This is a genomic window from Streptomyces sp. NBC_00224 (genome assembly GCF_041435195.1).
Classification (GTDB): Bacteria; Actinomycetota; Actinomycetes; order Streptomycetales; family Streptomycetaceae; genus Streptomyces.
In genome coordinates this window covers 4,776,541-4,800,215 of record NZ_CP108106.1, presented here as the reverse complement: position 1 = coordinate 4,800,215, position 23,675 = coordinate 4,776,541, and the positions used below count along the sequence as shown (strand labels likewise).

21 protein-coding genes are annotated in these 23,675 nt (G+C 69.4%); 12 read left to right on the top strand and 9 right to left on the bottom strand.

Annotated elements, in window-relative coordinates; genetic code table 11:
• Window positions 1-21: 21 nt before the first annotated feature.
• From murJ to trxA, 6 genes are all read left to right on the top strand, one after another.
• The gene (murJ, locus tag OG965_RS21385; protein WP_371653695.1) at window positions 22-2,193 is read left to right on the top strand and encodes a murein biosynthesis integral membrane protein MurJ; all 2,172 of its coding nucleotides are present in this window, start codon (window positions 22-24) and stop codon (window positions 2,191-2,193) included.
• A 129-nt stretch (window positions 2,194-2,322) separates the two neighbouring features.
• Window positions 2,323-4,050, top strand: a complete 1,728-nt coding sequence (locus tag OG965_RS21380) for a protein kinase family protein (protein ID WP_371653694.1) — start codon at window positions 2,323-2,325, stop codon at window positions 4,048-4,050.
• A gap of 48 nt (window positions 4,051-4,098) precedes the next feature.
• Entirely contained in the window at window positions 4,099-4,812 is a 714-nt protein-coding gene (gene sigM / locus OG965_RS21375) for an RNA polymerase sigma factor SigM (RefSeq protein ID WP_371653693.1), read from the top strand.
• Window positions 4,809-5,780, top strand: coding sequence for an anti-sigma factor (locus OG965_RS21370; RefSeq protein ID WP_371653692.1), 972 nt, complete (start codon window positions 4,809-4,811; stop codon window positions 5,778-5,780). Before sigM ends, OG965_RS21370 begins: the two co-directional genes overlap by 4 nt.
• 105 nt (window positions 5,781-5,885) lie before the next feature.
• Window positions 5,886-6,848, top strand: a complete 963-nt coding sequence (trxB, locus tag OG965_RS21365; protein WP_371653691.1) for a thioredoxin-disulfide reductase — start codon at window positions 5,886-5,888, stop codon at window positions 6,846-6,848.
• Between the two features lie 53 nt (window positions 6,849-6,901).
• Window positions 6,902-7,234, top strand: coding sequence for a thioredoxin (gene trxA / locus OG965_RS21360; protein WP_371653690.1), 333 nt, complete (start codon window positions 6,902-6,904; stop codon window positions 7,232-7,234).
• A 122-nt stretch (window positions 7,235-7,356) separates the two neighbouring features.
• Here the strand turns inward: trxA and OG965_RS21355 are convergent, their stop codons facing one another.
• From OG965_RS21355 to rpmH, 9 genes are all read right to left on the bottom strand, one after another.
• Window positions 7,357-7,974, bottom strand: a complete 618-nt coding sequence (locus OG965_RS21355) for a GNAT family N-acetyltransferase (protein WP_371653689.1) — start codon at window positions 7,972-7,974, stop codon at window positions 7,357-7,359.
• Window positions 7,975-8,305: 331 nt separating this feature from the next.
• A complete protein-coding gene (locus tag OG965_RS21350) occupies window positions 8,306-9,409 on the bottom strand; it encodes a ParB/RepB/Spo0J family partition protein (protein WP_371653688.1) in 1,104 nt (367 codons plus the stop codon).
• The gene (locus OG965_RS21345; protein WP_371653687.1) at window positions 9,406-10,482 is read right to left on the bottom strand and encodes a ParA family protein; all 1,077 of its coding nucleotides are present in this window, start codon (window positions 10,480-10,482) and stop codon (window positions 9,406-9,408) included. The genes OG965_RS21350 and OG965_RS21345 overlap by 4 nt, the downstream gene beginning before the upstream one ends.
• 279 nt (window positions 10,483-10,761) lie before the next feature.
• On the bottom strand, window positions 10,762-11,481 hold the full coding sequence (rsmG, locus tag OG965_RS21340; protein WP_371653686.1) for a 16S rRNA (guanine(527)-N(7))-methyltransferase RsmG: 720 nt from the start codon (window positions 11,479-11,481) through the stop codon (window positions 10,762-10,764).
• A gap of 109 nt (window positions 11,482-11,590) precedes the next feature.
• On the bottom strand, window positions 11,591-12,100 hold the full coding sequence (locus OG965_RS21335) for a protein jag (protein WP_371653685.1): 510 nt from the start codon (window positions 12,098-12,100) through the stop codon (window positions 11,591-11,593).
• 14 nt (window positions 12,101-12,114) lie between these two features.
• Entirely contained in the window at window positions 12,115-13,401 is a 1,287-nt protein-coding gene (gene yidC / locus OG965_RS21330; protein ID WP_371653684.1) for a membrane protein insertase YidC, read from the bottom strand.
• A gap of 3 nt (window positions 13,402-13,404) precedes the next feature.
• Entirely contained in the window at window positions 13,405-13,740 is a 336-nt protein-coding gene (gene yidD / locus OG965_RS21325; protein ID WP_371653683.1) for a membrane protein insertion efficiency factor YidD, read from the bottom strand.
• Window positions 13,737-14,108, bottom strand: a complete 372-nt coding sequence (gene rnpA, locus OG965_RS21320; RefSeq protein ID WP_371653682.1) for a ribonuclease P protein component — start codon at window positions 14,106-14,108, stop codon at window positions 13,737-13,739. The genes yidD and rnpA overlap by 4 nt, the downstream gene beginning before the upstream one ends.
• 18 nt (window positions 14,109-14,126) lie before the next feature.
• Entirely contained in the window at window positions 14,127-14,264 is a 138-nt protein-coding gene (rpmH, locus tag OG965_RS21315) for a 50S ribosomal protein L34 (protein WP_006381191.1), read from the bottom strand.
• 383 nt (window positions 14,265-14,647) lie between these two features.
• On the opposite strand from rpmH, the gene dnaA reads away from it, so the two are divergent.
• The 6 genes from dnaA to gyrB all read left to right on the top strand — a co-directional run bounded on the left by dnaA (window position 14,648) and on the right by gyrB (window position 23,654).
• Complete coding sequence (dnaA, locus tag OG965_RS21310) at window positions 14,648-16,426, top strand: chromosomal replication initiator protein DnaA (protein WP_371653681.1); 1,779 nt, start codon at window positions 14,648-14,650, stop codon at window positions 16,424-16,426.
• A gap of 907 nt (window positions 16,427-17,333) precedes the next feature.
• Window positions 17,334-18,464, top strand: coding sequence for a DNA polymerase III subunit beta (dnaN, locus tag OG965_RS21305; protein WP_371653680.1), 1,131 nt, complete (start codon window positions 17,334-17,336; stop codon window positions 18,462-18,464).
• 121 nt (window positions 18,465-18,585) lie between these two features.
• Window positions 18,586-19,464: a phosphogluconate dehydrogenase (NAD(+)-dependent, decarboxylating) gene (gene gnd, locus OG965_RS21300; protein ID WP_371653679.1), complete on the top strand. Its 879-nt coding sequence runs from the start codon at window positions 18,586-18,588 to the stop codon at window positions 19,462-19,464.
• Window positions 19,465-19,507: 43 nt separating this feature from the next.
• Window positions 19,508-20,629, top strand: a complete 1,122-nt coding sequence (gene recF, locus OG965_RS21295) for a DNA replication/repair protein RecF (RefSeq protein ID WP_371653678.1) — start codon at window positions 19,508-19,510, stop codon at window positions 20,627-20,629.
• Window positions 20,626-21,177 carry a DUF721 domain-containing protein gene (locus OG965_RS21290; RefSeq protein WP_371653677.1) on the top strand — a complete coding sequence of 184 codons (552 nt, stop codon included), beginning with the start codon at window positions 20,626-20,628 and terminating at the stop codon, window positions 21,175-21,177. Before recF ends, OG965_RS21290 begins: the two co-directional genes overlap by 4 nt.
• Before the next feature lie 413 nt (window positions 21,178-21,590).
• Window positions 21,591-23,654 carry a DNA topoisomerase (ATP-hydrolyzing) subunit B gene (gene gyrB / locus OG965_RS21285; RefSeq protein WP_371653676.1) on the top strand — a complete coding sequence of 688 codons (2,064 nt, stop codon included), beginning with the start codon at window positions 21,591-21,593 and terminating at the stop codon, window positions 23,652-23,654.
• The last annotated feature ends 21 nt before the right edge of the window (window positions 23,655-23,675 follow it).

Genomic DNA, 23,675 nt, shown 5'->3' with positions numbered 1-23,675 from the left:
GGACGATGAGGTGGGGTAACCATGAACGCGCCGTACGACGGTGACCGCGGGCAGGGCGCGGGCGGCGGCTCCGCGTCGTCCGGCAACACGCCTCCGGTGCCTCCCTACGCCGAGCAGGTGCCGCCGCAGCAGCCCGTGCCGGACCCGTACTTCCAGGACGCCTACGGCAACGATCCGTACCGGGCGCAGGACCTGTACGCCCAGGACCCGGTGACCGAGGCGCTGTACGACCGCGCCGCGCACCCGCCGCCGCCCCCGGGCACCTACGCCGAGCCGCAGCCGCTCTACCAGCAGCCGCCCGCGCAGCAGTACGCGCCGGACCCCCGGATCTGGGCCCAGACCCCGCCGCCCGAGCCGGACGGCCCCTCGCGCCATCTGCCGTACGGCGACACCGCCGGCACCACGCAGTTCGTGGGCGTCGACGACCTGGTCACCCAGGCCGGCGAGGAGCCGCCGGAGCAGGACGCCTTCGCGTATCTCTACCGCGACCAGCAGGGGTCCGGTCCGGCACCGGCCACCCCGGAGCCCGAGCCGCTGCCCGCCGCACCGCAGCAGAAGTCCGGCGGCCGCGCCTCCGGGCTGCTCAAGTCGAGCGCCGTGATGGCAGCGGGCACGCTCGTGTCGCGCCTGACCGGCTTCGTCCGCAGCCTGGTGATCACCGCGGCGCTGGGCACCTCGCTGCTGGGCGACACGTACACCATCGCGTACACCCTGCCGACGATGATCTACATCCTCACCGTCGGCGGTGGCCTGAACTCCGTCTTCGTGCCGCAGCTGGTGCGGTCCATGAAGGACGACGAGGACGGCGGCGAGGCATACGCCAACCGGCTGCTCACCCTCGTCATGGTGGCGCTCGGCGCCATCGTCGCCATCGTCGTCTTCGCCGCTCCGCTGCTGATCAAGCTGATGTCGGGCACCATCTCCGACGACACGGCCGCCAACAGCGTCGCCGTCACCTTCGCCCGCTACTGCCTGCCCACGATCTTCTTCATGGGTGTGCACGTGGTGATGGGCCAGATCCTCAACGCCCGCGGCAAGTTCGGCGCGATGATGTGGACCCCGGTCCTCAACAACATCGTCATGATCGGCACGTTCGGCCTGTTCATCTGGGTGTACGGCACGTCGGCCGAGTCCCACATGGGCGTGCAGACGATCCCGCCGGAGGGCATCCGCCTCCTGGGCCTCGGTACCCTGCTCGGCCTGGTCGTCCAGGCCCTGGCGATGGTCCCGTACCTGCGGGAGACCGGCTTCCGCTTCCGGCCGCGCTTCGACTGGCGGGGCCACGGTCTCGGCAAGACGGTCCAGCTCGCCAAGTGGACCGTACTGTTCGTGCTCGCCAACCAGGCCGGCGTGCTCGTCGTCACCCAGCTCGCCACGGCGGCCGGAAAGGCCTCCGGCGAGCACGGCGCCGGCTTCCTCGCCTACTCCAACGCCCAGCTGATCTGGGGCATGCCGCAGGCGATCATCACGGTCTCGGTGATGGCGGCGCTGCTGCCGCGCATCTCCCGGGCCGCGCACGACAACGACCCGGGCGCGGTCCGCGACGACATCTCGCAGGGCCTGCGCAACTCGGCGGTCGCGATCGTCCCGGTCTCCTTCATGTTCCTCGCGCTCGGCGTCCCGATGTGCACCCTGCTGTACTCCAGCAGCGGCGTCGAGGCGGGCCGGTCCATGGGCTTCATCCTGATGGCGTTCGCGTTGGGGCTGATCCCGTACTCGGTCCAGTACGTCGTGCTGCGCGGCTTCTACGCGTACGAGGACACGCGGACGCCGTTCTACAACACGGTCATCGTGGCCGCAGTGAACGCCGCGGTTTCGGCCGCCTGCTACGTGGTCCTGCCCGCCCAGTGGGCAGTCGTGGGGATGGCGGGCGCGTACGGTCTGGCCTACGCCGTGGGCGTCGGGGTGGCCTGGCGCCGGCTGCGCAACCGTCTGGGCGGCGACCTGGACGGCACGCGCGTCCTGCGTACGTACGCGAGGCTGTCCCTGGCGGCCGTCCCGGCGGCCGCGATCGGCGGCGCGCTGGGCTACGTCGTCCTCAAGGGGCTCGGCCAGGGGGCGCTCGGCTCGCTGGTCGCACTCGTGGTGGGCGGGACCGTGCTGCTCGGTGTCTTCTTCGTCGCGGCGAAGAAGATGCGGATCGAGGAGCTCAACTCCATGGTCGGAATGGTGCGGGGACGGCTCGGACGCTGAGTCCGTTCTCTCGCGCACAACCATCGTCCGCCGCCGTGTGTCGTGCATAGCGCCGGACTGTGGGCACAATTGGCAGGACTTTGCATGGCTGGCCGACAGCACGCAACGGATGGGGAGGCAGGAACGACGGTGGCGGAACGTAGCACGGCTGCCGTCGACGTGGCCGACAACAGCGGCGACAACCCGCTGACCGCCAAGGCGGACGGGACCACGACCGACGGGGTGGCGGAATCCATCGATACGGCAGACACGGCGGAGCAGGGCCCCGGCGACACGGGCGGTGAACGGAAGCCCGCCGAGCCCTCCATCGCCACACCGGAGTTGCACAGCGGCCACAAGCTCGCCAGACGCTACCGGCTCGAAGAGTGCGTCACCCGTCTGGACGGTTTCAGCAGCTGGCGGGCGGTCGACGAAAAGCTGCGCCGCGCCGTCGGGGTCCATCTGCTCCCGGCGGACCACCCGCGGGCGCGTTCCGTGCTGGCGGCTGCCCGCTCGTCCGCGCTCCTGGGGGACCCGCGCTTCGTCCAGGTCCTGGACGCGGTGGAGGAGAACGATCTCGTCTACGTGGTCCACGAGTGGCTGCCGGACGCCACCGAGTTGACCGCGCTGCTGGCCTCCGGCCCGCTGGAGGCGCACGACGCCTACCAGATGGTCACCCAGATCTCCCAGGCCATGGCGGCGGCCCACCGCGAGGGCCTCGCGCATCTGCGGCTAACTCCCGGCGCGGTCCTGCGGACCTCCTCGGGGCAGTACCGCATCCGCGGGCTCGCGGTGAACGCCGCACTGCGCGGCATCACCTCCGACACGCCCCAGCGGACCGACACGGAGGCGATCGGCGCGCTGCTGTACGCCTCGCTGACCCAGCGCTGGCCGTACGACAGCGATGCCTACGGCCTGCACGGGCTGCCCAAGGGCGTCGGCCTGATCGCTCCCGACCAGGTGCGCGCGGGCGTCCACCGGGGCCTTTCCGAGCTCGCCATGCGGGCGCTGGCCAACGACGGCGCCACCGCGTCGCGCCAGGAGCCGGCCTGCACCACACCGGACGAGCTGGTCAAGGCCGTCTCGGCGATGCCGCGGATCCGCCCGCCGGAGCCCGCGTTCACCGCGCCGCCCGAGTACCAGCGCACCACCTACCAGCAGGGCACCTACGGCCGCCCGCCCGCGGGACCGCACCCGGCGGTCACCCAGGTCGTGCCGGCCCCGCCGCCCACGCTCCAGGGCCGTACCGGCAAGGCGATCAAGTGGGCCGTCTCGGCGCTCCTGATCGCCGCCCTCGGCCTCGGCAGCTGGCAGCTCGCGGACAAGGTCCTGGGCCACGACAAGGGCTCCGGCGAGTCCGGGACGTCCCAGCAGCCGAACAAGAGCGACGGCGACAAGCCGAAGGCGCCGGTGCCGCTGCGGATCCAGGGCGCGGAGGAGTACGCCCCGGACGGCAAGCCGCAGAAGCCCGAGGCGGTGGGCAAGACGTACGACGGCGACTCGTCCACGTACTGGAACTCCAAGAGCTACATCGGCGGCCCCAAGCTCGCCCCCTTCAAGCAGGGTGTGGGCATCGTCTACGACCTCGGGTCCGAGAAGGACGTGTCGGCGGCGTCGATAGCACTCCGGTACGGCGGCGACCACACCACGCTGGCGCTGTACGCGGCGGACTCCATGTCGCCGAGCACGCCGGTCGGCTCGATGAAGCAGATCGCGACCACGACGACGAGCAGCACCTCGGCCGATCTCAAGGCGAAAAAGCCGGTGAAGACCCGCTATGTCCTCCTGTGGCTCACGGCACTGCCGGACGCGCCCCAGGACGAATTCAGCGGCGCCGGTTTCAAGCAGGCCATAACGGACGTCAAGTTCACCGGCTGATCCGGAAATCCGACAGAAGATCCGACAGCGCGGGGAGGGGGCTCACCGTTGGACGACGCCACATACGGCGGCGCGAGCGACCAGGACCTTCTGGCCCGCCATGTCGACGGTGACCCCGACGCCTTCGGTGAGCTCGTCCGGCGCCACCGGGACAGACTCTGGGCGGTCGCTCTGCGGACACTGGGCGACCGCGAGGAGGCCGCCGACGCCGTCCAGGACGCCCTGGTGTCGGCCTACCGGGCCGCGCACACCTTCCGTGGCCAGTCGGCCGTCACGACGTGGCTGCACCGCATCACGGTGAACGCCTGCCTCGACCGGGCCCGCAAGGCGGCGTCCCGCAAGACCTCGCCGGTCGACGACGCGGTGCGCCTGGAGCTGCTCCTGGAGCCCCACGAGTCGGCCGAGGCCCCCGCGGAGCGCCAGGACCTGCACCGGCAGCTGGTGAAGGCGCTGGGGACGCTCCCGGCCGAACAGCGCGCCGCTCTGGTCCTGGTCGACATGCAGGGCTATCCGGTGGCGGAGGCGGCGGAGGTCCTCGACGTACCGGTGGGAACCGTCAAAAGCCGCTGCGCCCGGGGCCGGGCGCGGCTGCAACCCCTGCTCAGTCATCTGCGCGGTGATGCCGGCGACACGGGGGATAGCCAGGAGCCCGGTGGGGGAAGGAACCGGACGCCGGGGACATCCGTCCCACCTGCGTCGGGACCAAGGGACGCAGGACCGAATGATCCTGCTGCTGTGAAGGGCGGAGGTGGGCGCACGTGACATCCACGGCCGACATGACTCAGCACCCGGACGTCTCGGAGATCTCCGACCTCCACGAGGGCCTGCTGCCCCCCTCCCGTACGGCCGACGTACGCCGGCACCTGGACGCCTGTGACCTCTGCGCGGACGTCCACGCCTCTTTGGCGGAGATCCGCGAGCTGCTCGGCACCCTGCCCGGGCCGCCGCGCATGCCCGCCGACATCGCGGGCCGGATCGACGCGGCGCTGGCCGCCGAGGCCCTCCTCGACGCCACGGCGCCCAACGAGTCGCCCGTACCCGTGGAGGCGACCGCGGTATCCGTCACCAAGGGAACGCCCGTCAGCGCCGAGACGGCCGACGACGCGGCGCATGTTTCACGTGAAACATCGCTCGGATCCGGCCCTGCCGACACTCCCGCGGCAGACCGCCCGGCCGGGCGCCCCAGGGCAGCCACCGGACCCGGTCGCCCCCGCACACCTCGGCGTCGCCGCACGGCCGTGCTCGGAGCTGTCTTCGGCGCCGCGGCGATCGGGGTGAGTGTCTTCCTGGTACAGACGCTCCAGCCGTCCGACGACAACCACGCCCAGAAGTCCGACATGGCGTCCCCCCAGCAGCACGGGGACGTCTTCTCCGACGCCTCCCTCGCCGGGCAGGTGCAGACCCTGCTGTCTTCCCGGCCCGCACTGGAGAGCGCCGGGACCTCCCCGTCGGGCAAGAAGCCGGACCTCGGCATCACGTCCAACTCCCCGAAGCTCGGCGTCGACGTCACCGTGCCGCCGTGCGTCCAGGCGGGCACCGGCCGGACCTCGGAGACTCCGCTCGCCTACGAAACCGGCGAGTACCAGGGGACCCGGGCGTACCTCGTCGTCCTTCCGCACCCCACGGACACCTCGCAGGTCCAGGCGTATGTCGTCGACGCGGCCTGCGAGACCGCGGCGCCCGACGCCAAGGGCAAGCTGCTGCTGACCCACGCCTATCCCCGTCGGTGAGACGCTCCGGGAATGCTCGCCCCGTAGGATCCGTTGGGTGGGGTGAGAGTCCTGGACCGGGCCCCGGTAGGCAGTAGGCAGTCCGCAGAGACGAGGAAGAAACCCGTGAGCGACGTCCGTAACGTGATCATCATTGGCTCCGGGCCGGCCGGCTACACGGCTGCGCTCTACACCGCGCGTGCGTCGCTTCAGCCGCTGGTGTTCGAGGGCGCCGTCACCGCCGGTGGCGCGCTGATGAACACCACCGAGGTGGAGAACTTCCCCGGCTTCCGCGACGGAATCGTGGGTCCCGACCTCATGGACAACATGCGGGCGCAGGCCGAGCGCTTCGGCGCCGAGCTGGTCCCCGACGACGTCGTGGCCGTCGACCTCAGCGGCGACATCAAGACCGTCACGGACACCGCCGGCACCGTCCACCGCGCCAAGGCCGTGATCGTCACGACCGGCTCCCAGCACCGCAAGCTCGGGCTGCCGAACGAGGACAAGCTCTCCGGGCGCGGTGTCTCCTGGTGCGCCACCTGCGATGGGTTCTTCTTCAAGGACCAGGACATCGCCGTGGTCGGCGGCGGCGACACCGCGATGGAGGAGGCGACCTTCCTCTCGCGCTTCGCCAAGTCGGTCACCATCGTCCACCGCCGGGACAGCCTGCGCGCCTCCAAGGCGATGCAGGAGCGCGCCTTCGCCGACCCGAAGATCAAGTTCGCCTGGGACAGCGAGGTCGCCGAGATCCACGGCGACCAGAAGCTCTCCGGTCTGACCCTGCGCAACACCAAGACCGGCGAGACCTCCGCGCTGGCGGTGACCGGCCTCTTCATCGCTGTGGGCCACGACCCGCGCACCGAGCTCTTCAAGGGCCAGCTCGACCTGGACGACGAGGGCTACCTCAAGGTCGCCGCGCCCTCCACCCACACCAACCTGACCGGTGTCTTCGGCGCCGGTGACGTGGTGGACCACACCTACCGCCAGGCGATCACCGCCGCCGGTACGGGCTGCTCCGCCGCTCTCGACGCCGAGCGCTTCCTGGCCGCGCTCGCCGACGACGAGAAGGCCGCCGCGGCCGCCGTCTGAACCATCTGACCTCCCTCCCCACCCCCTCACCCCACACCCGCAAGGAGGCTGCCGTGGCCGGCACCCTGAAGAACGTGACCGACGCCGACTTCGACGAGGTCGTCCTCAAGAGCGACAAGCCCGTACTCGTGGACTTCTGGGCGGCGTGGTGCGGTCCGTGCCGCCAGATCGCCCCGTCCCTGGAGGCCATCGCGGCGGAGCACGGCGACCAGATCGAGATCGTCAAGCTCAACATCGACGAGAACCCGGCCACTGCCGCCAAGTACGGCGTGATGTCCATCCCGACCCTGAACGTCTACCAGGGTGGCGAGGTCGCCAAGACCATCGTCGGCGCCAAGCCCAAGGCCGCTCTTCTGCGCGACCTCGACGGCTTCATCGGCGAGTAAGTCCCAGCCGCGCTGTTTCACGTGAAACAGCGTGAACGGGCCCGACCCTCATCAGAGGGCCGGGCCCGTTCGCATTTTCCGGACGCCCGACGGCCGTAGCGTTCCGCGAGTGGCGTGATGTTCTACAGCGGCCGCAGGGCGGGTTCCTTCTGGACGGCTCCCAGCAGCCGGTCCAGGGCCAGTTCGACGTCTTCCTTCCAGGAGAGCGTCGTCCTCAGCTCCAGCCGCAGCCGGGGATACCGGGGATGCGGCCGTACGGTCTTGAAGCCCACCGCCAGGAGATGGTCGGCGGGCAGCACACACGCGGGCTCGTGCCAGCGGGCGTCCCCGAACGCCTCGATGGCCTTGAAGCCCCGGCGCAGCAGATCCTTGGCAACCGTCTGCACCATCACTCTCCCCAGCCCCTGGCCCTGATACCCGGGCATGATCCACCCCGTTATCAGCTGCACCGCGTCGGGGGACACCGGGCTGGTGGGGAAGGCCGTGGCGCGCGGCACATACGCGGGTGGGGCGTAGAGCACGAAGCCCACCGGCACCTCGTCGACGTAGACGACCCGGCCGCACGAGCCCCACTCCAGGAGCACGGCCGATATCCAGGCTTCTTTTTCGAGCTCGGGCGTCCCCGCCTTTATCGCGGCCTCTCCGCTGACTGGGTCAAGTTCCCAGAAGACACAGGCGCGGCAGCGCTTGGGGAGGTCCGGAAGGTTGTCCAGCGTGAGCGGTGCAAGCCGACGCCCCATGAAGGCTGTTCCTCGCTTCCCTCGCCTGCCGCCCCGTGGGCGGCTGCCAGTGCACTCCGTTCCCGGAGGAGACTGCCGACGAACCCGCCGACCGCCCCGAGGCCCAGCCCCGCTGTCACCAGTCGGGTACGGCTCACCGTTCGCATGGCTCCCCGCCCTCCCTCCGAAGTGGCCCAAGGTGGATGTGCCATACCAGAACGCATCGTATCCACCCAACGCCAGTGCGGATACCGCACAACAGCAAAGGGCGGGCTGTGTTCCCGTATGCATCGGAACACAGCCCGCCCTTCACGACAACTGCCGTGGCTCAGAAGGTGAGCAGCTCACCGGCTCAGGCTTCGTCGCCCTCCTCGGACTCCTCGGCGAGGCCCTTGTTGAGGACCCGACCCTCGCCCGGGGCGAGGGTGCCGAGGATCCGCTCCAGATCGTCCATCGACGCGAACTCGACGACGATCTTTCCCTTCTTCTGGCCGAGGTCGACCTTCACCCGCGTCTCGAAGCGGTCCGAGAGCCGGGAGGCCAGATCGGAGAGCGCCGGCGCCAGCCGGGTCCCGGCGCGCGGGCCCTTCGCCTTGGCAGCGCTCTTGGGCTCCGAGTTCAGCAGGGTCACGATCTCCTCGACCGCTCGCACCGAAAGCCCCTCGGCCACGATGCGGTGCGCCAGCCGGTCCTGCTCGTCCGAGTCGTCGACGGAGAGCAGCGCCCGGGCGTGGCCCGCCGAGAGGACCCCGGCCGCCACCCTGCGCTGAACCGGCGGCGAGAGCCGCAGCAGGCGCAGGGTGTTGGAGACCTGCGGGCGCGATCGGCCGATGCGGTCGGCCAGCTGGTCATGCGTGCACTCGAAGTCCCTCAGCAGCTGGTCGTACGCCGCAGCCTCTTCCAGCGGGTTCAGCTGGGAGCGGTGCAGGTTCTCCAGGAGTGCGTCCAGGAGCAGCTTGTCGTCGTCCGTGTCCCGCACGATCGAGGGGATCCGCTCCAGGCCCGCCTCGCGGCAGGCCCGCCAGCGCCGCTCGCCCATGATGAGCTCAAAGCGCTCGGGCGTCAGCTGCCGGACGACGACGGGCTGGAGAAGCCCGACTTCCTTGATGGAGGTGATGAGCTCGGCGAGGGCGTCCTCGTCGAACACCTCACGCGGCTGGCGCGGGTTGGGCGTGATGGCGTCCAGCGGCAGCTCCGCGAAGTACGCCCCCGCAGGCGCCTTCAGCTGCGACACCGTCGGCTCGTGTGCCTGGACCGGCACCGGTGTTTCACGTGAAACAGAGGGCGCCGCGAGCGTGGCAACCTTCGCCGCCGCCACCCCGCGCTCCGCGGTCAGCACCGGCACCGCCGCCGGGGACGTGGAAGCCGTCCCCACCGAGGGCACGGGCTTCTCCTGCGGGGCGGCGGGGATCAGCGCACCGAGCCCGCGCCCCAGACCTCTACGTCGCTCACTCACTGGATCCCCTCCGACATGCTGTGCTGGTTGTTCTGACTGCCCACGGGGATGTGCGTCGGGTCGTAGTTGATGCCGACCCCGCGCAGTGCGATCTCGCGGGCGGCTTCGAGATACGAGAGCGAGCCGCTGGAGCCCGGGTCATAGGTGAGCACCGTCTGGCCGTAGCTCGGAGCCTCCGAGATACGTACTGATCGCGGGATGCTCGTCCGCAGGACCTCGTGGCCGAAGTGGCTGCGCACCTCGTCGGCCACTTGGGAGGCGAGCCTGGTCCTGCCGTCGTACATGGTGAGCAGGATCGTCGAGACATGCAGCGTGGGGTTCAGATGCCCTCGCACCAGGTCGACGTTCCGCAGCAGCTGGCCCAGCCCCTCCAGCGCGTAGTACTCGCACTGGATGGGGATCAGGACCTCGGCACCGGCGACGAGCGCGTTGACGGTGAGGAGCCCCAGGGACGGCGGGCAGTCGATCAGGATGTAATCCAGCGGCTGCTCATACGCCTGGATGGCGCGCTGCAGACGGCTCTCCCGTGCCACCAGGGACACCAGCTCGATCTCCGCACCGGCCAGGTCGATCGTGGCCGGGGCACAGAAGAGGCCCTCCACGTCCCGGACCGGCTGGACGACCTCGGAGAGCGGTCTGCTCTCCACCAGGACGTCATAGATCGAGGGGACATCGGCATGGTGGTCTATCCCCAGCGCGGTGGAGGCATTGCCCTGCGGGTCGAGGTCGACCACCAGAACCCGGGCACCGTGCAGCGCCAGGGAGGCGGCGAGATTGACCGTGGTAGTGGTCTTTCCCACGCCGCCCTTCTGGTTGGCGACCACCATGATGCGTGTCTGCTCCGGCCGGGGCAGGCCCTCGCCGGCACGGCCGAGAGCTTCCACCGCCAGCTGGGCAGCACGACCGATGGGGGTGTCGTCCATCGGGGGCGGTGTTTCACGTGAAACATCCTCCCCCGCCGATTCGGTACGGGGACCGGGGACCGGGTCGGTCATCGGTCCCGCGATGTTGGCGTCGGACCGCAAGGATTCACTCTCCTCGACTTCAGGCTCGCAATGCACAGAGCCTGCCATGCTTTCGGGGTCGTGAACCAGCGAGGCCCGTTCTTCTGTGGATGAATCCACCTCTGTGGACAACTCCGTAGCCCGTGAAGGGGACTCCAGGGCCCCGCCCAAGGGCTTGCGGTCGCGCGGCGCGGCATTACGGCCGCGGCTGATGATTCCATGCAGCAGAGAGCGACGTTTCACGTGAAACACGATGCACGCGCCCTGCGGTCAGATCGTCACGACACTCCGAAATGCGTACGTATCGCACCTTCTATGGAGCATCCGCCCCTCGACGGGCCCTGCGGGTCAGCGGCGGCGCCTGGTACGGCCGGTCCTGGCGGCCTTGGCGCGCTTGGCGGCGAACCGCACACCGCCCGGGCTCTCCCCGACCTCGACCCGCACCACCGTGGAAAGCGGGTCCACGATGCCCTCGCCGACATGCAGCACTGAGGTGTTCACCACACCGAGCTTGCTCAGCGCTGCCCGCGCGCTCTGGAGCTCCTCCTCGGCGGTGTCGCCCTTGAGCGCCAGCATCTCGCCGTAAGGGCGCAGCAGGGGCACGCCCCACCCGGCCAGCCGGTCCAGCGGAGCCACCGCCCGGGCCGTGACCACATGCACCGGCTGCACCTTGCCCAGCATCTCCTCGGCCCGGCCGCGCACCACGGTCACATGGTCCAGGCCCAGCAGCTCCACGACCTCCTGGAGGAAATTGGTGCGCCGCAGCAGCGGCTCAAGGAGCGTGATCTTCAGATCCGGGCGCACCAGCGCCAGCGGGATACCGGGCAGACCGGCACCGGAGCCGACATCGCAGACCGTGACGCCCTCGGGAACGACCTCGGAGAGCACGGCGCAATTGAGCAGGTGGCGCTCCCAGAGGCGGGGCACCTCGCGCGGGCCGATCAGGCCGCGCTTGACTCCCGCGTCCGCGAGCAGCTCGGCGTACCGGACGGCTTCCGGAAAGTACTCGCCGAATACCGCGCGCGCCTCTTCGGGCGCCTGGGGAAGCTCTGCTGCTGCCTCCGTCACGGGGGACCGTCCTTCCGTACCGCGCTTCCCGCGCTGGGGTGGCTGATATCAGGCTGACAAAGATCGGCCCCGCCTGCGAACAGACGGGGCCGAACAAGCAAGGAACCGCTCAGGCGGGGAGCACGACGACGAAGCGCTGCGGCTCCTCGCCCTCGGACTCGCTGCGCAGACCGGCGGCGGCGACCGCGTCGTGCACGACCTTGCGCTCGAACGGCGTCATGGGCTGGAGCTTCACCGGCTGGCCGGAGTCCTTGACCTCGTCCGCGGTCTTGGCACCCAGCTCGGACAGTTCCGTGCGCTTCTTGGCCCGGAAGCCCGCGATGTCGAGCATCAGACGGCTGCGGTCGCCGGTCTCCCGGTGCACGGCCAGTCGCGTCAGCTCCTGGAGCGCCTCCAGCACCTCACCGTCACGGCCGACGAGCTTCTGCAGGTCACGGCTGTTGGCGTCGCTGATGATCGAAACCGCGGCACGGTCCGCCTCGACGTCCATGTCGATGTCGCCGTCCAGGTCGGCGATGTCGAGCAGGCCCTCAAGGTAGTCGGCGGCGATCTCCCCCTCCTGCTCCAGGCGGGACAGGGTGTCGACACCCTCGGCGGCCGGGATGGTGCCTTCCGTCACGGATGGACTCCTTCTTACTTCTTGGACGGGTGCTTGGGCCGCTGCTGACCCTTGCGCTGTCCGGACTGGGCCTTGCTGCGTGCGGTACCGGAGGCGGGCTTGCCCGCCGTCTTGGACTTGGCGTTCTGCGGCGCGTCCTGCTTCTCCGCGGAGTCCTCGTCCGACGTGCCCTTGTCCAGCGAGGTCTTCGCCGGCTCCTCACCGTCGCCGCCACCCTGCGCGGCGGTCGCAGCGGACTGGCGCTGAGCCTTGGTCTGGCGCTTGGGCTGCTGCCGCTTGGGCCCGCCGCCCTCCGCCTCGGCCACGGCCGTCTCGCTCTTGGCCACGGAGCCGTCGGTCTGGGCCGCGAAGCCCTGCTTGGCCAGGCCGCTGATGAACTTGCGCTCGTTGTCGTTGCGGTCCGGGCCCTTGGCCACGATCGCCTGGACCACCGCGCGACGGCGCTTGCCACGGACGTCACTGTGGGCGGCGATGCTCTTGCTCAGCCGCTCCAGGTAGCTGGCCTGCGCCTTCGAGCCCGGCGTCGGGTTCTGGCTGATCACGTACATCTGCTGGCCCATGGTCCACACGTTGGTGGTCAGCCAGTAGACGAGGACGCCGACGGGGAAGTTGATTCCCATCACGGCGAACATGACCGGGAAGACGTACATCAGCATCTTCTGCTGCTGCATGAACGGCGTCTTCACCGAGAGGTCCACGTTCTTCGTCATCAGCTGGCGCTGGGTGAAGAACTGCGAGGCGGACATCATCACGATCATGATCGCGGTCACGACGCGGACGTCGGTCAGCGTGGCGCCCAGGCTCTCGACCTTGGAGGCACTGTCCGTGAACTTGGCCGCCAGCGGGGCGCCCATGATGTGCGCCTTCTGGGCGCTCTCAAGCAGCGGCTGGTTGATGACGCCGATGGTCTTGCCGCTCGCGATGCCCGACAGCACGTGGTAGAGCGCGAAGAAGAACGGCGACTGCGCCAGGATGGGAAGACACGAGGAGAGCGGGTTGGTGCCCGTCTCCTTGTACAGCTTCATCATCTCTTCGGACTGTCGCTGCTTGTCGCTCTTGTAGCGCTCCTGGATCGCCTTCATCTTCGGCTGGAGCGCCTGCATGTTCCGGGTCGACTTGATCTGCTTCACGAAGAGCGGGATCAGGCAGATACGGATCAGCACCACGAGGGACACGATCGACAGGCCCCAGGCCCAGCCCGTGTCCGGCCCGAAGATCGCGCCGTACAACCTGTGGAACTGGACAATGACCCAGGAAACAGGCCAGGTGATAAAGCTGAACAGACTGGCAATCGTGTCCACTAATCAGGCTCCTTGAGCATTGGGCGAGGTCTCTGCGGCCGGGCTGGGCTCGGTCTCTGCGGCAAAGTGCCCGCCCTTGGTGCCGCGCCAGGCGTTGCGCAGCGCCTCGTGCCAACGAGGGCGCTTGCGTTCGGGGACGTAGTCCACGCCGCCCGGTGACCACGGATTGCACCGCAGAATGCGCCAGGCGGTCAGTGCCGTGCCCTTCACCGCGCCATGCCGGTCAATGGCCGTGAATCCGTAGTGGGAACACGACGGGTAGTACCTGCAGACGGGCCCGAGCAGCGGGCTGATCGTCCACTGGTACAGCTTGATCAGGGCCAGCAGCGGGTACTTCATCGCGCACCCCCTCCCAGCAGCCGCTGAAGGGCGGCGTCCAGGTCTCGGGCCAGATGTGCATGATCGGCATCGCCCGCGCCGGGCAATGCTCGTACGACCACCAGGCTACCGGGGGGCAGCTGGGACAGCCGATCGCGCATCAGATGGCGAAGCCTTCGCTTCACCAGGTTGCGGACGACCGCCACACCCACGGCCTTGCTGACGACGAAACCCGCACGCGTCGGGGGAGCGCTCTCCCCAGGCGCGTGCGGGTCCGTTGCACCGCTGCGTAGATGGACGACAAGGAGCGGGCGACCGGCCCGGCGTCCTCGGCGTACCGCGGTCGCGAATTCTTCGCGCCGCCTCAGCCGATTCTCGGTAGGCAGCACGTCATGACCTGTATGCGATTAGGCGGACAGGCTGGCGCGGCCCTTGCCACGACGGTTCGCGAGGATGGCGCGACCGGCACGGGTCCGCATCCGCAGGCGGAAGCCGTGGGTCTTGGCGCGACGACGGTTGTTCGGCTGGAAGGTGCGCTTGCTCACTCGGGGGCTCCAGAAATGATTCGGTGGTGGCGGGACATCGCCTGGCTGTCACCGTGCGCCCACGAGAAGCTCGCAATTCGCGAAGCTCGCAATACGCCCGAGTGCACCGCTTCACGATCACAGACCGTGATCTTTGCCCATCGGAGGCAGGCGGCAGCAGCCATCGACAACTCGACCTGGTTACGGTACGCGCGGCTACGCCATCTGGTCAAACCCGCGTCTTCGCGGGGCCCACTGTGCACAGCCTGTGGACAACAACTTGAACCACGTCAGCCGCCGCGACTACCGTGGCTCGACCCCGACCTTTCCTTTCTGTCCGTGCCTGTCCTTCCATCCCGTCCCGAGAACCACACATTCGTGGGACCTGCGAGAGAGCGTGCCTTGTGGCTGACGTACCTGCCGATCTTGCCGCAGTGTGGCCACGAGTGCTGGAGCAGCTCCTCGGGGAGGGCCAGCAGGGCATCGAGCCCAAGGACAAGCAGTGGATCGAGCGCTGCCAGCCGCTCGCCCTGGTCGCCGACACGGCGCTGCTCGCCGTCCCCAACGAGTGGGGCAAGCGCGTCCTGGAGGGCCGCCTGGCCCCGCTGATCAGCGACACGCTCAGCCGTGAGTGCGGCCGCCCGATCCGGATCGCGATCACCGTCGACGACTCCGTGGGCGAGCCCCCGGGCGGCGGCCCGCAGTCCGCGCCGCCCCAGCAGCAGCCCCCGCGCTACCAGGAGGACGCCTACGGCCGCCCGGCCGACGACGGCCTGCCGACCGTGCGCCCCGCCTACCCGGACTACCAGCAGCAGCGCCCCGAGCCCGGCGCCTGGCCGCGCGCCCAGGAGGACCTGTCCTGGCAGCAGCCCCGCCTCGGCGGCTTCCAGGAGCGCGACCCGTACGCGACCGCCCGCCCGCAGCAGCCGCAGCACGACTACCGGCAGCCGCAGATGCCCGAGCGCCCGCAGTACGAGCAGCAGGGGCAGCCGTACGAGCAGCAGCAGCGACCGGAGCGCCACGACCGCCACGACCTCTCCGAGCCGCAGTCCCAGCAGCACCACGGCGGCCCGCAGGGCGGCGGCGCCCCGCGTCCGATGGGCGGCCCCTCGTCGTCCTCGGCGGCCCAGCCCGGCGGCCCCGGCGAGCCGCAGGCACGCCTCAACCCCAAGTACCTCTTCGACACGTTCGTCATCGGTTCCTCGAACCGGTTCGCGCACGCGGCGGCCGTCGCCGTCGCCGAGGCGCCGGCCAAGGCGTACAACCCGCTCTTCATCTACGGGGAGTCGGGCCTTGGCAAAACGCATCTGCTGCACGCCATCGGGCACTACGCCCGCAGCCTCTACCCGGGCACCCGCGTGCGCTACGTGAGCTCCGAGGAGTTCACCAACGAGTTCATCAACTCGATCCGCGACGGCAAGGGCGACACCTTCCGCAAGCGGTACCGGGACGTGGACATCCTCCTGGTCGACGACATCCAGTTCCTGGCGAGCAAGGAGTCGACGCAGGAGGAGTTCTTCCACACCTTCAACACGCTCCACAACGCCAACAAGCAGATCGTGCTCTCCTCCGACCGGCCGCCCAAGCAGCTGATGACGCTTGAGGACCGGCTGAGGAACCGTTTCGAGTGGGGTCTGACCACCGATGTGCAGCCGCCGGAGCTGGAGACGCGCATCGCGATCCTCCGTAAGAAGGCGGTGCAGGAGCAGCTCAACGCCCCGCCGGAGGTGCTGGAGTTCATCGCGTCCCGGATCTCGCGGAACATCCGTGAGCTGGAGGGCGCGCTGATCCGGGTGACGGCGTTCGCGTCGCTCAACCGGCAGCCGGTGGACCTGGGGCTCACCGAGATCGTGCTGAAGGACCTGATCCCCGGCGGCGAGGACTCGGCGCCCGAGATCACGGCCGGCGCGATCATGGCGGCGACCGCCGACTACTTCGGGCTTACCGTCGAGGACCTGTGCGGATCCTCGCGCAGCCGGGTCCTGGTGACGGCCCGCCAGATCGCGATGTACCTGTGCCGCGAGCTCACCGACCTCTCGCTGCCGAAGATCGGGGCGCAGTTCGGCGGCCGCGACCACACGACGGTGATGCACGCCGACCGGAAGATCCGCGCGCTGATGGCCGAGCGGCGCTCCATCTACAACCAGGTCACCGAGCTCACCAACCGCATCAAGAACGGCTGAGCGGACCGCTCGCAGAGCCTCTCAGGGCGCCCGGGACACACCTGTCCCGGGCGCCCTTCGCGTTGCCCACGAGCCCTCGTACGGCCGCCGCATCCGTACGTACGGCGTCGTTCCCGCCCCTGTGTACGGCTCGCCGCGGCCGGTCCGTACGGCTCGTCCCGGCCCCCGGTGTTCGAATACGCGCCGGTCAGAGGGGGTTCTCCACAGATCCGGGCACTTTTCCCCGTCCACACCCTGGGGACTGTTCAGTTGTCCAGATTGCTTCCACAGGCCGACGCCCTGATACTCCATCACCCCAGGTCAGATACTTGTGGATTTGTGCGCGAGCGTCCTCCACAGGCTGTGGACGAATTCTCTGTCCACAGCCTGTGGTCAAAGTTGTCCACCGGCGGCCCACAGGCTGGGGCCCATTGCCCACAGCTTCTCCACAGCGCTGTCCACTGTTCGGCAACGCAACACCCCTCATCACCGGGTCGAGTGAAAGGCGTCACACCAACGAGGCCGGTTGGGCTGTGGGGAACGTGGGTAAAGCTGGGGACAGCCCTGGGGAGAAGTCGGCCCTGCCTGTGCATCGGGTGTGCAGAACTTTCGGGTGTCCACAGAACCGGTGAGTTGTCCACCGGCTCCACCCACAGGCGCGGTGGACAAAAAAGTGGGCCTGACCTGCGAAAACGGGGTTATCCACCGTTTCCACAGGCCCTACTACTACTTCCACTTAGAGTTAGCTCGGATTCCGCTTCGAAGTGGGGCCTGTGCACAACTTGAGCCCGGTGGCTCCCGGACCTCTCGGCACGACTTGACCCCGACTCGCACCGAGTGTCAGCGGCGTACGTCAGACTGGTCCCCGGCGATACAGCCGACGACGAAAGCCAGCAGGGCGAGCCAGCAACAGCAGGAGGCGGTTCCGGTGAAGATCCGGGTGGAGCGCGATGTTCTCGCGGAGGCGGTGGCGTGGGTGGCCCGCAGCCTCCCGGCCCGTCCGCCCGCGCCGGTGCTCGCGGGCCTTCTTCTGAAGGCGGAGAACGGCGCCCTCAGCTTCTCCAGCTTCGACTACGAGGTCTCGGCGCGGGTCTCGGTCGACGCCGAGGTCGACGAGGACGGCACGGTGCTCGTCTCCGGCCGCCTGCTCGCCGACATCTGCCGCGCCCTGCCCAACCGCCCGGTGGAGATTTCCACAGACGGTGTACGGGCGACGGTGGTCTGCGGCTCCTCCCGCTTCACCCTCCACACCCTGCCTGTGGAGGAGTACCCGGCGCTGCCGCAGATGCCGACCGCGACCGGCACCGTTCCCGGTGAGGTCTTCGCCTCCGCCGCCGCCCAGGTCGCCATCGCCGCCGGACGCGACGACACCCTGCCGGTGCTGACCGGCGTCCGGATCGAGATCGAGGGCGACACGGTCACCCTGGCCTCGACCGACCGCTACCGCTTCGCGGTCCGCGAGTTCCTGTGGAAGCCGGAGAACCCGGACGCCTCCGCGGTCGCCCTGGTGCCCGCCAAGACGCTCCTGGACACCGCCAAGGCCCTGACCAGCGGTGACACCGTCACCCTCGCGCTGTCGGGCTCGGGCGCCGGCGAGGGCCTGATCGGCTTCGAGGGCGCCGGCCGGCGCACCACCACCCGGCTGCTCGAAGGCGACCTGCCGAAGTACCGGACGCTGTTCCCCACCGAGTTCAACTCGGTCGCGGTGATCGAGACCGCGCCCTTCGTCGAGGCCGTCAAGCGCGTCTCCCTGGTCGCCGAGCGCAACACTCCGGTCCGCCTCAGCTTCGAGCAGGGCGTGCTCATCCTGGAGGCCGGTTCCAGCGACGACGCACAGGCTGTGGAAAGGGTCGACGCCAACCTGGAGGGCGACGACATCTCGATCGCCTTCAACCCGACCTTCCTGCTCGACGGCCTGAGCGCCATCGACTCCCCGGTCGCCCAGCTCTCCTTCACCACCTCGACCAAGCCGGCGCTGCTGAGCGGCAAGCCCGCGCTCGACGCCGAGGCGGACGACGCGTACAAGTACCTGATCATGCCGGTGCGTCTCTCCGGCTGATCCACCCGGCTGACCTGCGCGGGGCACGTTCGTCTGAGCGGCCGACCCCACAGGTGTGTGCCCGTGTCCCGGCGTAGGCTCGGACACGGGTACGAACGCCACAACGTCAAAGGATCATGTGATGGAGCTCGGTCTCGTCGGCCTCGGCAAGATGGGCGGCAACATGCGCGAGCGGATTCGCCGCGCAGGCCACACCGTCATCGGTTACGACCGCAACCCGGACGTCGCCGATGTCCACAGCCTCGAAGAGCTTGTGGGCAAGCTCAAGGGCCCGCGGGTGGTCTGGGTGATGGTCCCGGCCGGTGCCGCGACCCAGTCGACCATCGACGAGCTGGCCGAGCTGCTCTCCCCCGGCGACGTGGTCGTCGACGGCGGCAACTCCCGCTGGACCGACGACGAGAAGCACGCCGTCGAGCTGGGCCTCAAGGGCATCGGCTTCGTCGACTGCGGTGTCTCCGGCGGCGTCTGGGGCCTGGAGAACGGCTACGCGCTGATGTACGGCGGCGACGCCGAGAACGTGGCGAAGGTCCAGCCGGTCTTCGACGCGCTGAAGCCCGAGGGCGAGTTCGGCTCGGTCCACGCGGGCAAGGTCGGCGCCGGCCACTTCGCCAAGATGGTCCACAACGGCATCGAGTACGCGATGATGCAGGCGTACGCCGAGGGCTGGGAGCTCCTGGAGAAGGTCGACTCCGTCACCGACGTCCGCGAGGTCTTCCGCAGCTGGCAGGAGGGCACGGTCATCCGTTCCTGGCTGCTGGACCTGGCGGTCAACGCCCTCGACGACGACGAGCACCTCGACCAGCTGCGTGGCTTCGCCGCGGACTCCGGCGAGGGCCGGTGGACCGTGGAGGCGGCCATCGACAACGCCGTGCCGCTGCCCGCGATCACCGCGTCGCTGTTCGCGCGGTTCGCGTCCCGTCAGGACGACTCCCCGCAGATGAAGATGATCGCGGCGCTGCGCAACCAGTTCGGCGGCCACGCGGTCGAGTCCAAGAAGTAATCCACAGGCTGTTGGCAGGGCCGGGGGAGGTCGGCGCACCACCATGCACGTCACGCATCTCTCGCTGGCCGACTTCCGCTCGTACGCCCGGGTCGAGGTTCCGCTCGACCCGGGCGTCACCGCTTTCGTCGGGGCCAACGGCCAGGGCAAGACCAATCTCGTCGAGGCGGTCGGCTATCTCGCGACCCTCGGCAGCCACCGGGTCTCCTCGGACGCGCCGCTGGTGCGCATGGGCGCCGACCGGGCGGTCATCCGCGCGGCCGTGACCCAGGGCGAGCGCTCCCAGCTGATCGAGCTGGAGCTGAACCCGGGCCGCGCCAACCGGGCCCGAATCAATCGATCCTCGCAGGTCAGACCACGTGACGTGCTGGGGATAGTGCGGACCGTCCTCTTCGCGCCGGAGGATCTGGCGCTGGTCAAGGGCGACCCCGGCGAGCGCCGCAGGTTCCTGGACGAGCTGGTCACCGCGCGCTCCCCGCGCATGGCGGCCGTCCGCTCCGACTACGACCGCGTCCTCAAGCAGCGCAACACCCTGCTGAAGTCGGCCGCGATGGCCCGGCGCCACGGCGGCCGTGGCATGGACCTGTCGACGCTCGACGTGTGGGACCAGCATCTGGCGCAGGTGGGCGCCGAGCTGCTCGCCCAGCGGCTCGACCTGATCGCGACGCTCCAGCCGCTCGCCGACAAGGCCTACGAGCAGCTGGCGCCCGGCGGCGGTCCGGTGGCGCTGGAGTACCGCCCCTCGGCGCAGGGCGCGGCTGCCACCCGTGAGGACCTGTACGGGCAGCTGATGGCCGCGCTCGCGGAGGTGCGCAAGCAGGAGATCGAGCGGGGCGTGACGCTGGTCGGGCCGCACCGCGACGACCTGCTGCTCAAGCTGGGCCAGCTCCCGGCCAAGGGGTACGCCAGCCACGGCGAATCCTGGTCGTACGCACTGGCGCTGCGGCTCGCCTCGTACGACCTGCTGCGGGCCGAGGGCAACGAGCCGGTCCTGGTCCTGGACGACGTCTTCGCGGAGCTGGACGCCAGGCGCCGCGAACGGCTGGCGGAGCTGGTGGCTCCGGGCGAGCAGGTGCTGGTGACGGCGGCCGTGGACGACGATGTGCCGGGCGTCCTCGCGGGGGCGCGGTACGAGGTCGCCGCGGGAGAGGTGGCGCGGGTATGAGCGAGCACTCCGGTAACGAGACGCCGGCGCCCAAGGTTCCCGAGTCCTCCGGCGTCGACCTCGCGCGCGTGGCGCTGCGCGCCGCCAAGGAGCAGGCCAAGGCGCGGGGCGCCGCCGCCCAGCAGAAGAAGCAGGCCCGCCGGGGCGGCGGCCTGCGCTCGGGCGCACGGGCGGACGGACGCGACCCGCAGCCGCTGGGCGCCGCGATCAACCGGCTGATCACCGAGCGCGGCTGGGAGACCCCGGCCGCGGTGGGTGGAGTGATGGGCCGCTGGCCGGAGATCGTCGGCGACGACCTGGCCAAGCACTGCGTTCCGCTGCGCTACGACGAGGACCCCGACGAGCGCGTGCTCACGGTGCAGTGCGACTCCACGGCGTGGGCGACGCAGCTGCGCCTGCTCGCGCCCCAGCTGGTGGCCCGGCTGAACGCGGATCTGGGCCACGGCACGGTTCGGATGATCAAGGTTCTGGGGCCGGGCGGCCCGCCCACGCGGTACGGGCGCCTGCGGGCCCCGGGGAGCACAGGGCCGGGCGACACGTACGGGTGAGGCAGGGCGCCCCCGTACGCCCCGCTGCCCGACGAGCCGCTCCCGCACCCGAATAACCCGCCACGTTCCCCTTGTTGGCGGACCTCGCGCGCCAGGAAACCGGACGGTACGGGTGAGGCGTCCCTCACGGTAGCCGGAGGTTGACAGGCCGAAGCGCTGAATGCCGGTGTGAGGCTCCTAGAGCCCCTGCCTGGATATGGGGAGTCGGTAGCCGCCCGCTCAGGGCGGCACATGCGGACTCAGGCACCGGCAAACCCCCATTCATGTCGGCGCTACCGGTAGACTGGTCAATAATCCCGCCCTCCTCGCGGGACCCACCGAATGACGCGGTCGGACGCGCTGCCCCTCCCGGGCATCGCCCGACGCTGACCATCGCTGAACGATGCAGCCGCTCCTGTCTGCCCAGGAAGGCTGTGCTGTGCCAGAAAGGGCGCTTCGTGGCCGATTCCGGCAACCCCAACGAGAACACCCCGTCCGCTGCCGCTGGTGAGAACGGCGAGGTCACCGCCTCGTACGACGCCAGCGCCATCACCGTCCTCGAAGGTCTGGACGCGGTCCGCAAGCGACCCGGCATGTACATCGGCTCGACCGGTGAGCGCGGCCTGCACCACTTGGTGCAAGAGGTCGTCGACAACTCCGTCGACGAGGCCCTCGCCGGTCACGCGGACACGATCGACGTCACGATCCTCGCCGACGGCGGCGTGCGCGTGGTCGACAACGGCCGTGGCATCCCCGTGGACATGCACCCCGTGGAGAAGAAGCCGGCCGTCGAGGTCGTACTGACCGTGCTGCACGCGGGCGGCAAGTTCGGCGGCGGTGGCTACGCCGTCTCCGGTGGTTTGCACGGTGTCGGCGTCTCCGTCGTCAACGCCCTCTCGACCAAGCTCGCGGTCGACATCAAGCGCGACGGCTACCGCTGGACGCAGGACTACAAGCTCGGTGTCCCCACCGCGCCCCTGGCCAAGCACGAGCCGGTCGAGGAGAGCGGCACCACGGTGACGTTCTGGGCCGACCCGGACGTCTTCGAGACCACCGAGTACTCCTTCGAGACGCTCGCGCGGCGCTTCCAGGAGATGGCCTTCCTCAACAAGGGCCTGACGATCAAGCTGACGGACGAGCGGGAGTCGGCGAAGGCCGTCTCCGGGGCGGACTCGGCCGAGGAGTCGGAAGTCGAGCAGGCGCTCACGGTCTCGTACCACTACGAGGGCGGCATCGTCGACTTCGTGAAGTACCTCAACTCGCGCAAGGGCGAGCTGATCCACCCGACCGTGATCGACGTGGAGGCCGAGGACAAGGAGCGCATGCTCTCGGCCGAGATCGCGATGCAGTGGAACTCTCAGTACAGCGAGGGCGTTTACTCCTTTGCGAACACCATCCACACGCACGAGGGGGGTACGCATGAGGAGGGATTCCGCGCCGCGCTCACGGGCCTGGTCAACCGGTACGCCCGTGACAAGAAGCTGCTGCGCGAGAAGGACGACAACCTCTCCGGCGAGGATATCCGCGAGGGTCTGACGGCGATCATCTCCATCAAGCTGGGCGAGCCGCAGTTCGAGGGCCAGACCAAGACCAAGCTGGGCAACACCGAGGCGAAGACGTTCGTCCAGAAGGTGGTGCACGAGCACCTGACCGACTGGTTCGACCGGAACCCCAACGAGGCCGCGGACATCATCCGCAAGTCCATCCAGGCGCAGACGGCACGTGTCGCCGCCCGCAAGGCGCGCGACCTGACCCGCCGCAAGGGTCTGCTCGAAAGCGCCTCTCTCCCCGGCAAGCTCTCCGACTGCCAGTCCAACGACCCGACGAAGTGCGAGATCTTCATCGTCGAGGGTGACTCCGCCGGTGGTTCGGCGAAGTCCGGCCGCAACCCGATGTACCAGGCCATCCTGCCGATCCGCGGCAAGATCCTGAACGTCGAGAAGGCCCGCATCGACAAGATCCTGCAGAACACCGAGGTCCAGGCGCTGATCTCGGCCTTCGGCACCGGAGTCCACGAGGACTTCGACATCGAGAAGCTCCGCTATCACAAGATCATCCTGATGGCGGACGCCGACGTCGACGGCCAGCACATCAACACCCTGCTGCTGACCTTCCTCTTCCGCTTCATGCGGCCGCTGGTCGAGGCCGGGCACGTGTACCTGTCGCGCCCGCCGCTCTACAAGATCAAGTGGGGCCGGGACGACTTCGAGTACGCGTACTCGGACCGTGAGCGCGACGCGCTCGTGGAGCTCGGCAAGCAGTCGGGCAAGCGGATCCGCGAGGACTCGATCCAGCGCTTCAAGGGCCTCGGCGAGATGAACGCCGAAGAGCTGCGCATCACCACGATGGACGTCGAGCACCGCGTCCTGGGCCAGGTCACCCTGGACGACGCGGCCCAGGCCGACGACCTGTTCTCGGTGCTGATGGGCGAGGACGTCGAGGCGCGGCGCTCGTTCATCCAGCGCAACGCCAAGGACGTCCGCTTCCTCGACATCTGAGTCGGTCTGTCGCTGACCGCT